16 protein-coding genes are annotated in these 14,889 nt (G+C 31.2%); all 16 read left to right on the forward strand.

Annotated elements, in window-relative coordinates; all coding sequences use genetic code 11:
- Window positions 1-62 precede the first annotated feature (62 nt).
- The 16 genes from FYJ26_RS09035 (at window position 63) to guaA (ending at window position 14,646) form a co-directional block, all read left to right on the forward strand.
- Entirely contained in the window at window positions 63-1,280 is a 1,218-nt protein-coding gene (locus tag FYJ26_RS09035; protein WP_154541708.1) for an LCP family protein, read from the forward strand.
- Between the two features lie 9 nt (window positions 1,281-1,289).
- The gene (fni, locus tag FYJ26_RS09040; RefSeq protein ID WP_154541710.1) at window positions 1,290-2,309 is read left to right on the forward strand and encodes a type 2 isopentenyl-diphosphate Delta-isomerase; all 1,020 of its coding nucleotides are present in this window, start codon (window positions 1,290-1,292) and stop codon (window positions 2,307-2,309) included.
- Between the two features lie 110 nt (window positions 2,310-2,419).
- A complete protein-coding gene (locus tag FYJ26_RS09045) occupies window positions 2,420-3,043 on the forward strand; it encodes an NfeD family protein (protein ID WP_154541712.1) in 624 nt (207 codons plus the stop codon).
- Entirely contained in the window at window positions 3,043-3,984 is a 942-nt protein-coding gene (gene floA, locus FYJ26_RS09050) for a flotillin-like protein FloA (RefSeq protein ID WP_154541714.1), read from the forward strand. Before FYJ26_RS09045 ends, floA begins: the two co-directional genes overlap by 1 nt.
- Window positions 3,984-4,415 (forward strand): hypothetical protein, encoded by a 432-nt coding sequence (locus FYJ26_RS09055; RefSeq protein ID WP_154541716.1) that lies wholly within the window; start codon window positions 3,984-3,986, stop codon window positions 4,413-4,415. Before floA ends, FYJ26_RS09055 begins: the two co-directional genes overlap by 1 nt.
- Before the next feature lie 113 nt (window positions 4,416-4,528).
- A complete protein-coding gene (locus tag FYJ26_RS09060; protein ID WP_154541756.1) occupies window positions 4,529-5,488 on the forward strand; it encodes a PhoH family protein in 960 nt (319 codons plus the stop codon).
- Window positions 5,457-5,921 carry an rRNA maturation RNase YbeY gene (ybeY, locus tag FYJ26_RS09065; RefSeq protein ID WP_154541718.1) on the forward strand — a complete coding sequence of 155 codons (465 nt, stop codon included), beginning with the start codon at window positions 5,457-5,459 and terminating at the stop codon, window positions 5,919-5,921. The genes FYJ26_RS09060 and ybeY overlap by 32 nt, the downstream gene beginning before the upstream one ends.
- The gene (locus FYJ26_RS09070) at window positions 5,918-6,736 is read left to right on the forward strand and encodes a diacylglycerol kinase (RefSeq protein ID WP_154541720.1); all 819 of its coding nucleotides are present in this window, start codon (window positions 5,918-5,920) and stop codon (window positions 6,734-6,736) included. Before ybeY ends, FYJ26_RS09070 begins: the two co-directional genes overlap by 4 nt.
- Window positions 6,733-7,134, forward strand: a complete 402-nt coding sequence (gene cdd / locus FYJ26_RS09075; RefSeq protein WP_154541722.1) for a cytidine deaminase — start codon at window positions 6,733-6,735, stop codon at window positions 7,132-7,134. Before FYJ26_RS09070 ends, cdd begins: the two co-directional genes overlap by 4 nt.
- The gene (era, locus tag FYJ26_RS09080; protein WP_154541724.1) at window positions 7,131-8,012 is read left to right on the forward strand and encodes a GTPase Era; all 882 of its coding nucleotides are present in this window, start codon (window positions 7,131-7,133) and stop codon (window positions 8,010-8,012) included. Before cdd ends, era begins: the two co-directional genes overlap by 4 nt.
- Window positions 7,999-8,748, forward strand: coding sequence for a DNA repair protein RecO (recO, locus tag FYJ26_RS09085; protein ID WP_154541726.1), 750 nt, complete (start codon window positions 7,999-8,001; stop codon window positions 8,746-8,748). The genes era and recO overlap by 14 nt, the downstream gene beginning before the upstream one ends.
- A gap of 11 nt (window positions 8,749-8,759) precedes the next feature.
- A complete protein-coding gene (glyQ, locus tag FYJ26_RS09090; RefSeq protein WP_154541728.1) occupies window positions 8,760-9,635 on the forward strand; it encodes a glycine--tRNA ligase subunit alpha in 876 nt (291 codons plus the stop codon).
- Window positions 9,635-11,704 carry a glycine--tRNA ligase subunit beta gene (glyS, locus tag FYJ26_RS09095; RefSeq protein ID WP_154541730.1) on the forward strand — a complete coding sequence of 690 codons (2,070 nt, stop codon included), beginning with the start codon at window positions 9,635-9,637 and terminating at the stop codon, window positions 11,702-11,704. The genes glyQ and glyS overlap by 1 nt, the downstream gene beginning before the upstream one ends.
- Window positions 11,705-11,712: 8 nt before the next feature.
- A complete protein-coding gene (locus FYJ26_RS09100; protein WP_154541732.1) occupies window positions 11,713-12,525 on the forward strand; it encodes a pyruvate, water dikinase regulatory protein in 813 nt (270 codons plus the stop codon).
- A 61-nt stretch (window positions 12,526-12,586) separates the two neighbouring features.
- Window positions 12,587-13,102 carry a GNAT family N-acetyltransferase gene (locus FYJ26_RS09105; RefSeq protein ID WP_154541734.1) on the forward strand — a complete coding sequence of 172 codons (516 nt, stop codon included), beginning with the start codon at window positions 12,587-12,589 and terminating at the stop codon, window positions 13,100-13,102.
- A gap of 8 nt (window positions 13,103-13,110) precedes the next feature.
- Window positions 13,111-14,646: a glutamine-hydrolyzing GMP synthase gene (guaA, locus tag FYJ26_RS09110; RefSeq protein WP_154541736.1), complete on the forward strand. Its 1,536-nt coding sequence runs from the start codon at window positions 13,111-13,113 to the stop codon at window positions 14,644-14,646.
- Window positions 14,647-14,889: the final 243 nt, after the last annotated feature.

Here is a 14,889-nt window from a genome sequence, read left to right on the forward strand (position 1 = left end):
TGTAAATTTTATTTTATTTATGTAACAACTATGCTATAATTACAAGATAAGAAGGAGTTATGATGAAGTTTAAAAGATTTTTAGTTAGTATTTTAGTTATAGCCATAACATATTTCGGATCTAATGCTATCTTAAATAAGTTACAAGATAAGAAAAATATTTCAAATTATGGCCTTGCAGCTGCGGATGAGAATAAGGAACAAAAAGTCCCTCATGAGATTTTGATGCTTTTGGTGGGGGTTGATGTAAATGGAGATGATGAAGGTAACTCTGATTTTACAAGGACTGATACCATAATGCTTTGTAAGATAAACTCTGAAACTGGTAAAATAGATCTTTTATCTATACCTAGAGATTCAAGGATAAAGGTTAGGGAAGAATTTACCAAGGCAAATCATGCTCATGCCTATGGAGGAATAGAACTTACACTTCAGTCATTAAGAAAATTTTTAGGTCTTGATATAGATTATTATGCTGAAATAAACTATGATGCCTTGGTTAAAATTGTAGATGCTATGGGTGGAGTAGAATATACAATTCCAGATGGTATAAATATTGACCATGGAGATGTTCATCTTAGACCAGGAAAGACTAATATGAATGGTATGGACGTTTTGTGGTATTTAAGAACTAGAAAAATTTATAATAATGGAGATCTTGGAAGAGTTTCTACTCAGCAAGAATTTATGAAAAATATAGTAAATGAAATGGTTAGGAAATCTAAAACCATGAACTTGCCAACCTTTGTAGAATCTTATTTTAAGTATGTAAAAACTAATGTTCCACTTAACATAATGCTTGATTTTGCACAAAATATTTCGAAATTTTCATCTGATAAATTTTCTACTTATACAGTTCCAGGAGTAGCAAATGATATTGAAGGAATAAGCTATTATATACCAGACTATGAAAAAACCTGGGAATTGGTTGATAAGGTATTTGGAAAGTACAAATTAAGTGGATGGCGAAAAGAAGATAGTGGATATTATGAATACGATAACTTCAATTATGACAATGAAAGTAATGAAGGATATGATTATAAATCTAACGAAGATGGAAGCAAAAATCAAGATGAAAGACAAAATCAATATGAAATTAAAAATCAAGGGCAAATCCAAAACGAAAATCAAATCCAAAACAAAAATGTAACAGAAGAAAATTCAATAATTGATACTAATCCTGAAGAGAAAAAACCAAAAGAAGATATATCAAAAACCGAACAAAATGATGAGCCAGCAGATGAAGTTGAAGAAAGTACAGATAATGTGAATAATAATTAAGGATTTTATATGGACGAAAAAAGAAGAGAAAGAAAAGACCAACACATAGAAAATTACCTTAGGGCAGAGTTTAGGTCAAAGACTCTTTTAAATAATGTATATGTAGAACACAACGCCTTAAGTGATATTAACTTCGATGATATTGACACTTCTGTAGAATTTCTTGGAAAGAAAATTTCTATGCCGGTTATGGTAAATGCCATGACGGGAGGAACAGATATAAGTGAAGATATCAATGAGGATTTATCTAATATATGTAAGGAAATAAATATTCCAATGGCTGTAGGAAGTCAGGCTATTGCTTTAAAAGATGAAGATTCAAGGGCAAGTTTTAGTCTTTTAAGTAAAAAAGATGATATCATAAAGCTTGGCAACTTAGGTTGGGAAAATAATCTTGAAAATTTTGAATTTGCCAAAGATCTTATAAGAGCAAATGCTATGCAAGCTCACTTAAATATTGCTCAAGAGCTTGTTATGGATGAAGGAGATAGGGACTTTTCAAATAATTTTGAAAATCTTAAAAAAGTTGTAAAGAGTTTAAGGGTACCTTTATTTGTAAAAGAAGTTGGCTTTGGTATAAGCAAAGATGCAGCTCAAAAACTTTATGATATAGGAGTAAGGTATATTGATGTTGCTGGAAAAGGCGGAACAAACTTTATAGAGATTGAAGATATGAGAATCTTTGATAAGGATTATTCAGAATTTTATTCTTGGGGTATACCAACATCCAAGGCAATACTTGATGTAAGAAGTGTAGCTGATGATATTTTCTTGGTAGCAAGTGGTGGAATAAGAAATTCCGTTGATGTTTGTAAGTCTTTAATACTCGGGGCTGACATGACAGCTGTAAGTGGGGAAATATTATCATACCTACTAAGGGGAGACTATGACTATGCCCTTAAGTATTTAAAGGAATTACAAGTTAAGATAAAACTATTCATGGCTCTTGTTGGAGTTAGAAATATAAAAGAATTGAAAAAAACACCATACAAGCTTACAGGAAGATTGAGAGAACTTGTAGAAGGATAAAATTTATAAAAATGACTCTTACTAGATAAAAATTTTATTATAAATAGTTCGTTTTTTAATAAAATGGGTATTAAATAATCAAGATAAATATTATCTAGGAAGGAGGTAATATGGCTTATGATATAATATTGGCCCTGTCATTTAGTCTTGCTTTTATAAGTATAGTGGCAGTATTTTTTACAGACAAAAAGCTTCTTTTTGGACTTATTGCCCTAGCACTTTTTATATTTTTTTATAAGACAAATATAGACAGGGGAGATGCGAGCATGCTAACTATCCTATCCTTTATATCAGGTATACTATTATTAGCTTTTGAGCTTTTTATACCAGGTTTTGGTATATTAGGAATTTTAGGCTCTATACTGACGGTTTATTCACTTCTTGATAGCTTTAATAATTCTTTATTTGGAATTATGGTTCTTTTTGTAACAGCAGCAAGTGTTTTTATAAGTGTGACAGTCTTTATAAGACTTGGATTTTCTGCAAGATTATTTGATAGGACAATCTTAAAGGATGTGCAAACAAAGGAAAGAGGTTATAACTCCAAGAAAGATTACAAATATCTCCTTGGTGCAAAAGGATTTGCCAAGACAATACTTAGACCAACAGGTCTTATCGAAATAGATGGTAGAAGCTATGATGCAAAGACTAATAGCGAATTTATAAAAAAGGATAGTCAAATAGAAGTAGTAGAGATAAAAGATGGACATATAATTGTAAAGGAGATTAAATAATGGCATTTGTAATACCAGTATTGGTTGTAATATTATTAATTGTGTTTTTCACCATGGTTCCAGTAGGACTATGGATAACAGCAAGATCATCTGGAGTACCGGTTTCTATGGTATCTTTAGTTGCGATGAGATTTAGAAGAATTAATCCAAGGCACATAGTCTATGCATTAATAAAATCCCACCAAGCAGGAATCAAACTTTCAAGTAGTGACCTAGAAAGTCATTTTCTTTCAGGAGGAGATGTAAACCAAGTTGTAGACGCCTTAATTGCAGCAGAAAGAGCAAATATAGACCTAACTTTCCAACAAGCAGCAGCAATGAATCTTGCAGGAAGAAATGTATTTGAAGCAGTCCAAGTTTCAGTAAACCCAAAGGTTATAAACACACCAACCATTGCAGCAGTTGCAAGAAATGGTATAGAGGTTAAGGTAATAGCCAAAGTTACTGTAAGGGCAAATATTGAAAGACTTGTCGGTGGTGCAGGTGAGGAAACAATAATAGCAAGAGTTGGAGAGGGTATAGTAACAACAGTAGGTTCAAGTGAGTCTCACTCAGAAGTTTTAGAAAATCCTGATAATATATCCCAAACAGTGCTTGAAAAGGGACTAGATTCAGGAACAGCTTTTGAAATTCTTTCAATAGATATAGCAGATGTAGATATAGGAAGAAATGTAGGAGCAGAGCTTCAAAAAGACCAAGCAGAAGCCGATAAAAACATCGCTCAAGCTAAGGCAGAAGAAAGACGTGCCCAAGCGGTTGCTCTTGAACAAGAAAATAAGGCCAAGCTTGTAGAAGCCCAATCTAAAGTTCCTCTATCTATAGCTAAGGCTCTTGAAAGTGGAAACTTAGGAGTTCTTGATTATTATAATATGAAAAATATCATCGCTGATACTCAAATGAGAAACTCAATATCAGATTCAGATGATAGAGAAGAATTCTAATGTTTGATAAAGTAAAGGATGGATTTTCAAAACTAGGTTATGAGCTTGAAAAGTCAGGTAATAAAGGTGGAGAAATTCCAGAATATGACAAATGGATTAAAGAAGTCAAAAAAGAGCTAAATAAGTCCTTACCTAAGGAAAATAGTAAAAAGTTCACTAAAAAATTTATTGAGTCAAACATTGAAAAGAAATTAAAAGAAATTAAGGAAAAAACTTCAAAAAATGAAGATTCTAAGGTTAGAGATAAGATAAGGAATAATTTAGAAAAACAAAGAGAGTTAAAGAAAAAACTTCAAAAAAAACACTCTAAGAGTATAGATGATAAAAGTTCTGACATATATAAGAAAAAGAAAAGCAAAATTAAGAAAAGTGAGCTAAAAAAGGCTATTATTTATTCGGAAATAATTGCTAAGCCAAAATCAAAAAGATGAGTTACTAGGTGAGTATCTCATCTTTTTCTTTATATGCTTAAGATGGTATAATATATAAATAAGGAGTGATTAAAATAAAAGAGATTATAGAAGTAAATAATACAGATTTATTGATGAGTTTATTTGGAAATTTTGATAAAAATAGAAAATATATGGAATCTAGGTTTGATGTAAAAATAAAAACTGAAGATGGAATTATATCAGTCAAGGGCGATAAGTTAAATGTAGACTTAGTAAAAGAGCTTATAAGGCAAGTTCTAGAAGTAGTAAAAAAAGATGGAATAATAGATTTTCAATCTCTAAAATATCATGCTGATATGCTTGTTCGTGAAAATAAGGATGTAATAAAATCATCTCTTGATGATATTATAGTAACAACTGCAAGTGGAAAGCCTATAAAACCAAAAACATTAGGTCAAAAGTCATATATAAATATGATAAAAGAAAAAGATGTGGTGTTTGGCATAGGACCTGCTGGAACTGGCAAAACCTACCTAGCTGTTGCTATGGCAATAAAAGCCTTTAAGGCAAATGAAATAAATAGGATAATATTAACCCGTCCAGCAGTAGAAGCAGGGGAGAATCTAGGTTTTTTGCCAGGTGATCTTCAAGATAAGGTAGATCCATATCTTAGACCACTTTATGATGCTCTTTTTGAAATATTTGGCTTTGAAACTTACCAAAATCTAGTAGAAAAGGGAGTTATAGAAGTAGCGCCTTTAGCTTATATGAGAGGGAGAACTTTGGACAATTCATTTGTAATATTAGATGAGGCTCAAAATACAACATATGAACAAATGAAGATGTTTTTGACAAGACTTGGTTATGGGTCAAAGGCAATTATTACGGGAGATATTACCCAAATAGATCTTCCAAGAGGTAAAAACTCTGGACTTAAGTCAGCATCTAGAATCTTAAAAGGTGTTAAAGGAATTGAATTTATGGAATTTACTTCAATAGATGTAGTAAGACACCCTCTAGTTCAAAGAATTATTGAAGCCTATGAAAAGGATGATAATAAAAGAGAAAGAATGAAAAAAGATGAATCTACTGATAGACAATCAAACGAATGAAGATATAAATCTTCAAAAAACACTTGAAAAAGTTATAAAAGAAGTTTTAAGAGTTAAAGATATAGATGAGTCTAAGTGTGAAATCTCGCTAAGTTTTGTAGATAGTGATACAATCCACAGTCTTAATAAAGAATATAGGAATGTTGATAGTCCAACAGATGTCTTATCTTTTCCTATAGAAGATTTTGCCAATGAAGATATAGAAAAAATATTAGAAAAGGACTATCTTATGCTTGGAGATGTCATAATTTGTGTAGATATAGCAAAAAACCAAGCGCAATACTTAGGTCATAGTTTTGAAAGAGAAATAATGTATCTTACTTGCCACTCCATGCTTCATCTTTTAGGATATGATCATATAGATGAAGCTGATAAAAAGCTTATGAGAGAATGTGAAAAAGAAGTTATGAAAAATCTTGGAGTATTCAAATGAAAGATGAAAAACAACTTATTGAAGAGATTAAGGTCCAGGTCAAAAAAGAGTTAAAAGAAGAGAAAGAAAGAGAAGATGAAAAGCTAAAGTATAAGCCAGAACCAAAAGGACCAGGGGAAAAGTTTGTAAAAGGTTTTGATTATGCCTTTGAAGGTTTGGTTTTTGCTATAAATAATGAAAAGAATATGAAATTTCATATTTTAGCTTCTATCCTTGTTCTACTTGTATCCTTGTTTTTGAATGTATCAAGGGTTGAGATGATGTTTTTAGTCTTATCTATTGCCTTTGTAATATCATGTGAGCTTATGAATACATCGTTGGAACAGGCAGTAAACCTTGCAGGTGGAGGAAAAAAGTCGAAAATTGCTAAGGCAAGTAAGGATTTATCGGCTGCTGCAACCTTTGTATCGGCCTTAAATACACTTTTTGTAGCTTATCTAGTTTTCTTTGATAAAGTTGCAAACTTCTCATCTTCAGTTGTACTTAGGATTTCAAGAAGACCATCTCACCTTGCCCTTATAACTATTTCTATAGTAATTATTTTTACTATATTCTTAAAGGGGATTTTTTATAAGGGACATGGAACTGCTTTCCATGGGGGATTTGCATCAGGTCATACGTCTGTTGCCTTTGCTCTAGCAACCATAGGAGCTATGAGAGTTGAAGAAGGTTTGCTTATATTTGTATTTTATGGTCTTGCCATAATAGTTGCAGAAAGTCGTTTTGAGGCAAATATCCACTCTCTTCCAGAAATTATTAGAGGAGCTATATTAGGAACAGCCTTTGCTTTATTTGTATTTGGAGTATTTTCATGAAAGAAATCAAAGAATTAATTAAAATTGCTATAGATAATAAGAAAAATTCATATTCACCCTATTCAAAATTTAGAGTATCAAGCGTAGTTTTGACAAAGAATGGAAATATCTATAAGGGTGTAAATATAGAAAATGCAGCCTATTCGGTAACGCTTTGTGCTGAAAGAAGTGCCTTATCATCAGCTATAAGTGAAGGAGATAGGGATATAGATACAATAGTAATTACAGGTGATAGTGATTTGACCTTTCCCTGTGGCACTTGTAGGCAATTTATGAGTGAATTTTTAGATGATGATTCAAAGATAGTAATAGCAAATAGTGTAGATGATTATAAAGTTTATGGTATAAGTGATTTTCTTCCATACAACTTTTCAAAAAAAGACTTGGAGGATAAATGAAATCAGGATTTGTATCAGTAGTAGGAAGGGCAAATGTAGGGAAATCAACCCTAATGGAAAAGATTTTGGGTGAAAAGATTTCTATAATATCAAACAAGCCTCAAACTACAAGAGATGAGATAAAAATAATATATAATGATGAAAATTCTCAAATTATTTTTCTAGATACACCAGGTATACAAACGCCTAGAAATAAGCTACAAGAACACTTGCTTGAAGTATCAGAAGAAAGCCTAAAAGATTCAGATATAGTTACCTTTATAGTAGACAATTCCCTTTCAATAGGAAGGCTTGATAAAATGATATTAAAGCTTTTAGAAAAAGTAAATAGACCAAAAGTCTTACTTATAAATAAATGTGATTTATTAGATGAGGGTGAGATTGACCAAATAAAAAAAACCTATATAGGTCTAAATATGTTTGACTATATAATTCCAATATCTGCACTTAATGATGAAAATATTGATAAGTATATAGAAATTATAAAAGAGATGTTAGATGAAGGTCCACTCTACTATCCTAGTGATATGATTACAGATAAAAATGAAAGATTTATTGTATCAGAAATTATAAGAGAGAAAGCTCTTCAAAGCCTTAATAATGAAATACCTCATGGTATATTTGTTAGGATAGATGATTTTAAAAAAAGAGAAAATAAAAATCTTTATGATATATATGCAACTATAATTGTTGAAAGAACTACCCATAAGGAAATTGTTATTGGAAAAAATGGCCAAAAGATAAAGACTATTGGTATGAAAGCAAGACCAGAGATTGAAACTTTTATGGATAGTAAGATTAACCTTAAACTTTGGGTTAAGGTAGAAAAGGACTGGAGAAAAAAACAAAAATTGGTGACAAGATTTGGATATAAATGATAATTCTAATATAGAAGCCTTTGTACTTAGAGAGTTTAACTACAGGGAATCTTCCAAAATTATAGAAGTTTTTGCCAAGGATTTGGGAAAGATTTCTATAATAGCAAAGGGAGTATTAAATAAGAAAAATAGCAATTTATCTTCAACACAAAGATTTGTAAAGGCATCTTATAATCTTTATAGGTCAGGGGATAGGTTTTATGGTATAAAAGATGCAAGTCTTATCAATTCTTATTCGAAATCTAATAAGAATTTTGATATAATAATATATAAATCAGCTATCTGTGATTTATTATTAAGGACTATTGACTTAGATCAAAGGGATTTTGTTTATAATTTAATAGATACAAGCTGGGAGAGCTTTGAAAAAGCAAGTGAAAATTACCTAAATATTTTTCTTTGCTTTTTATTAAAGTACATATCTTTTTCAGGTTTTAAACCAAACTTAAAAGATTGCTCTTATTGTGGAGAAAAAATAAATCCAAACTCTGCCTTCTTTTCTATAGAAAATGGAGGACTAATATGCCATAGGTGTAAAAAACATATAAGAGATAGGATATATATCAGTAGAGATGAGTACTTGTATATACTAAAGTTGTTATATACACCAAGTGTTGAGGTAAGTCAGATTGATATTTCCATAGATAAGAAAAAAATATCCAAATTAATAATTGATTATTGTTTGGAATGTTTAGATATTAAAAAATTTTCTTCCCTAGAATGGGTTATGAAATAATAGGAGATGTAATGTATTTCGAAGACTTAATGTTAAAATTAATTGAATATTGGAAAGGCCAAGGATGTGCTTTCATGTTACCTTATGATGTAGAAAAGGGAGCAGGAACAATGAATCCTCATACTTTTTTAAGAAGTTTGGGGAAAGAACCTTGGAAGGTAGTTTATGTGGAACCATCAAGAAGACCAGCTGATGGTAGGTATGGAGAAAATCCAAATAGACTCTACCAACACCACCAATTACAAGTTTTATTAAAGCCAACTCCAGAAAATATCCAAGACTTATATTTAAAAAGTCTTGAAGTTATTGGAATTGATCCAAAGGAACATGATATAAGATTTGTAGAAGATAATTGGCAATCACCAACTCTTGGAGCTTGGGGACTAGGTTGGGAAGTATGGCTTGATGGAATGGAGATTACCCAATTTACTTACTTCCAACAAGTAGGAGGTATAAACTGCGAGCTTGAAAGTGGAGAGATTACCATGGGGCTTGAAAGAGTATGTATGTATCTACAAAATGTGGATAATGTATTTGATATCAAGTGGTCAGAAAATCTAAAATATGAAGATGTCTTTAAAATTCCAGAATATGAAAATTCTAAATACTCTTTTGAAGATGCAGACAGTGAAGTGATGCATAATCTATTTGATATATATGAGAAAGAAGCAAATAGGTTAATTGACAAGGGACTTGTATATCCTGCATATGACAATGTGTTAAAATCATCACATACTTTCAATACTTTAGATGCAATGGGAGCTATATCTGCAAGTGAAAGAAGTCACTATATAAAAAGAGTAAGGGACATATCTAGTAAGGTTGCCAAATCCTATATAGAAAAAAGAGAAGAACTTGGATACCCCCTTTTAAGAAAGGATAAGTAATGAGCAAATATTTATTAGAAATTGGCGTTGAAGAATTTCCATCAGCCTATATAAATTCAACCAAAAAGCAACTTGAGGAAAAATTTAAAAACTTAGTAAAAGAAAATAAATTAAACCTTGATAAAATTAAGGTCGAATCTACACCTAGAAGATTTGCAATTTTACTTGAAGGACTTAGTGAAAATATATCAAAAGAATTGATTTCTGTTAAGGGACCTTCCAAAAAAATATCCTATGACGAAGATGGTAATCCTAAAAAACCACTTCTAGGCTTTCTTAAAGGACAAAAGGCAGAACTTTCTGATGTTATAATCAAAGATTTTAAAGGTGAAGATTATGTATACATAGAAAAAAAGGAAGAGAGCCAATCAGTTGAAGACGTACTTAAGAAAAATGTATATGAGCTTGTAAAGGGTCTAAATTTTCCTAGATCAATGAGATGGGGTGGAAAGTCGATAAGGTTTGCAAGACCTATAAGATATTTCCTATCACTATTAGATGATGAAGTTTTAGAATTTGAAGCAGAAGGAATCAAAGTATCAAATACATCAAAAGGACATAGGGTATTGGGTAAAGATGAGTTTGTAGTAGATAAGATTGATAATTATCTAAACCTACTTAGAGAAAACTATGTAATTCTTTCATACAAGGAAAGACGTGATACTATCCTTAGAGGTCTAAATAGGTACGCCAAAGAAATAGGAGGCCACTTTCTAAAAGATGAAGACTTATTGGAAGAAGTTATAAATATAGTTGAATATCCTACAGTATTAATAGGAGAGATAGATAATGAATATTTAAAACTTCCAAAAGAAGTTGTAATTACACCAATGAAAGATCATCAAAGATATTTTCCGATAGTAGATGATAATGAAAATCTAATGCCATATTTTCTTTTAGTAAGAAATGGCGATAGCTATGCTAAGGAAAATGTAATTAGTGGAAATAAAAAAGTACTTACAGCAAGACTTGAAGACTCTAAGTTCTTCTATGATATAGACAATAAGAAAAAATTAGAAGAATATGTAGATGATTTAAATAGGCTTACCTTCTTTGAAGGTCTAGGCTCAATGCATCAAAAAACAGAAAGATTAATTTCCTTATCTAAAAATTATCTAGATGAATTTAAGCTAGGAGATGATGTTTTAGATAATCTTACAAGGGCGGCTTATCTGTCAAAGGCAGACCTTGTTACTAAAATGGTAATAGAATTCACAGAGCTTCAAGGAACTATGGGAAGAATATATGCAATAAATTCTGGTGAAAATAAACAAGTAGCTCAGGCTATAGAAGAAGCATATAAACCAAGAAGTTCAGAAGATTCTCTTCCAAAATCAGTCGCAGGTATAGTTTTAGCCATAGCTGATAAGATTGATACAATTACAGGTCTTTATATAATAGAAAAATATGTTACAGGTAGTCAAGATCCATTTGGATTAAGAAGGTCTGCAATAGGGGTTATTAATATCATAGCTGATAATAAAATTGATGTTGATTTAAAAGATTTAGTAAAAGATTGTTTATTTGTCTATACTGAGAAAAATGAAATAGCCTTTGACTATGATAAAACTCTTGAGAAAATTAAGGAATTTTTCATAGATAGGTTGAAAAATATGCTTATAGATAAAGGATTTAGGTATGATATAGTAAATGCAGTACTTGAAACAGGGGAGTCCAATATACTTCAAGTAATAGAAAAAGTTAAGGCTTTAGAAAAATTTGTAGAATATGAAGATAGTGAAGATAACCTAAACTACCTTACAAGGATAAATAACTTTACTAAAGATTTTAAAAATGCTGAAGTAAATAGAGAAGAACTTGAAGATGGACTTGAAAAAGAATATTATGATTGTATAGAAAAAATTGAAACTGATAAGTATTTAAGTCAAAAACTATATCTCAAAGCCTTAGATGAGATATTAAAGACCAAAGAAATAGGTAACAAATACTTAGATAGTACTATGATTATGGTTGATGATGAAAGGGTAAAAAATAATAGGTTAAGTTTGTTAAATAAACTTGCTTTGAGAGTATCAAGTATATTTAGCATTAAGGAATTAGTGAAATAGGAGATAATATGACCCAAGCCGAATTAAAAGTATATATAATCAGTGATTCTACAGGAGAAACAGCAGAAACATTTATAAAATCAGTTACTACACATTTTCCAAAAGTTAATATTAAGATAAGTAGAAAATCAAATATTGATACTAAGGAAAAAATAGATGAACTAATCGAAAAAATTCCAGAAAATTCTATTATAGTACAAACTATAGCAGAAAAAAAACTAGAAGAATATACCAAAGATTTGGCAAAAGAAGAAAATATAAGGGTAATAGATGTACTAGGACCTGCCCTTTCACTTTTTGAAGAAGTAACAGGACAAAAAGCCCTAAGAGAGAAAAGACTTACAAGAAAATTATCAGATGATTATTTTTCAATGATAGAATCTATAGAATTTGCTGTAAAATATGATGATGGAAAAGACAAAAGAGGAATAAAGGATGCTGATATAGTACTTTTAGGTGTATCAAGAACATCAAAAACACCAGTAACAATGCTTTTAGCAACCAAGGACTATAAGGTATTTAACCTCCCTTTGGTACCAGAGATTAGGCTTCCGGAAGAATTATTTGATGTAGATCCTAAAAGAATTATAGGACTTACCATAGACCCTGGTAAACTATCCCTAATAAGAGAAGATAGATCAAAAGGTCTAGGTATAGATGCAAAAAGCGAATACTTTGAAAAAGATAGAATCAATAAAGAACTTAATTATGCTAAGGATGTTTTCGAAGATTTAGATTGTAAGGTAATAGATGTGACCTTTAATACAATTGAACAAACAGCTACAGAAGTACTAGACTATTACAAGAAGAATTTTTCATAGAAAGCGATGTTGCAAATGAATATGTTCATTTTGCAACACTCTTTTTATATGAGGGAGGATTATGGAAAATACTAAACTTATAATATCAAGAAGACTTATTATAAGAAAGTTTGAAGAAGATGACTTAAATAAGGAAATGGAGTTTTTTAAAGAGCCAAAATTCCACTACCTAAGTGATAAATACAAGCCAAAAGAGTTTATAGAAGATATTAATCTTGCTTATGAAAATAAAAGTGGAATAAACTTTTGGCACATAGTTAAACAAGGTATCAATGAATCTATAGGATGCATAAAGGCTGTAAAACATGAAGATGGGGTAAGGATTTATCCTATAATAAATAAGTCTTTAAGAAATAGAGGCTATGGAAAAGAAGCATTTGAGGCAGTAATGGATTATTTTTTTACCTTAGGAGGATATAAAAAAGTCTACGCCAAGTTAAATAAGAAAAACAACGCCTTCAAGACTATTGTAGAAAGTTTGACCTTAAAAAAGTATGATGAAGATGAGAGATATTTCTACTATCAAATAAATAATTTGGACTATATGAAATTTTTTGCAATATTTGGAGAAATATAGGAGGATTTATGGAGAAAAAATCTGAAATAATGGTATTGGACTTCGGAGGTCAATACAACCAGCTTATAGTTAGAAGAGTGAGGGAGATGGGTGTATATGCAAGTCTACACGATTGTGATGTGGACTTAAAAAGCCTTAATCTTGAAAACTTAAGTGGAATAATCCTTACAGGTGGGCCACAATCAATTCACAGCGAAGAAAGTCTTAAGCTAAACCCTGAAATTCTAGATTTGGGAGTACCAGTTTTAGGAATATGCTATGGAATGCAGGCTCTAGCTTATCATTTTGGTGGAGAGATAAAACAGTCTGAGAAAGGGGAATATGGAAAAACCCCACTATTTGTAGACCAAAGATCAGCACTTTATAAAGAAGTTCCACAAGAGTCTATAATATGGATGAATCATAGAGACTCAGTAACAAAACTTAAAGAAGGATTCAAAAAAACAGCTTGGTCACTAAATTGTCCTATAGCTGGATTTGAAAATGAAGAAAGAAGCATCTATGCGGTACAATTTCATCCAGAAGTAGCCCATTCGGAATATGGATTTCAAATACTTGAAAATTTCGTATTAGATATCTGTAAGGCAGAAAAGTCATGGATTATGAAAGACATCGCTCATGAAACAATTGAAAAAATTAGGAAAGAATATAAGGGCGAGAAGATGATATGTGGACTTTCAGGTGGAGTAGACTCAACAATAGCTGCTAGCCTAGTCCATAAGGCAATAGGAGATAATCTCCAATGTATTTTCGTAGATCATGGTCTTTTAAGAAAAGATGAAGCAAAATCTGTAATGGAACAATATAAAAAAATTGGTCTTAATGTAAAAATGGTAGATGCTTCCAAAGAATTTCTAGAGTTACTTAAGGGAGTAGAAGAACCAGAAGAAAAAAGAAAAATAATTGGAAATCACTTTATAGAGGTATTTGAAAGAGAGGCTAAGAAATTTGGAGATGCAAAATACTTAGTCCAAGGAACAATTTATCCTGACGTTATAGAAAGTGGAAAAGGTAAGGGATCGGTAATAAAATCCCACCACAATGTTGGAGGACTTCCAGAAGAAATGCTCTTTGAAGGGGTAGTAGAACCATTAAGAGAGCTTTTTAAAGACGAAGTTAGGGCACTTGGAGAAAGTATAGGAGTGCCAGAAGAAATGGTATGGAGACAACCATTCCCAGGACCAGGGCTTGCTATAAGGATCTTAGGAGATGTAACAGAAGAAAAACTAGAGATAGTAAGAGAAACTGATGCAATCTTAAGAGAAGAAGTTAAAAACGCAGGCCTCGATCGTGATATATGGCAATACTTCACAGTATTTACTCCACTAAGAACAGTAGGAGTAAAAGGAGATGAAAGAAGCTATGACTACGTAGTGGTAGTAAGAGCAGTATCAAGTAAAGATGCTATGACAGTAGAAGCTTTTGATATGCCATACGAACTACAACAAATCCTCTCAAATAGAATGATAAATGAAGTAAGAGGAGTTGGGAGAATAGTCTACGATATAACAAGCAAACCACCAGGAACCATTGAGTGGGAATAATCCTAAGATTTTTTAAAAAACTGTTTTATTTCAAAGGTTTAGCTTGTTAGAATAGACAACTGGCAAAGAGTTTAAAAAGAATAAATTCAACAATAGCTTCAAGTGGCTTTAAAAAAATAAAAAAATTAGACCGTAGCTTAGTTGTTACGGTCTTTTGCGTCTATTTATGTTTTTTCAGGAAACGTAATTTCTTAGGAAAATGTAATTTCCAATTTTTAAATCTTTTGTTATATAGAAAATTCT

The sequence above is a fragment of the Anaerococcus porci genome (genome assembly GCF_009696575.1).
GTDB lineage: Bacteria > Bacillota > Clostridia > Tissierellales > Peptoniphilaceae > Anaerococcus > Anaerococcus porci.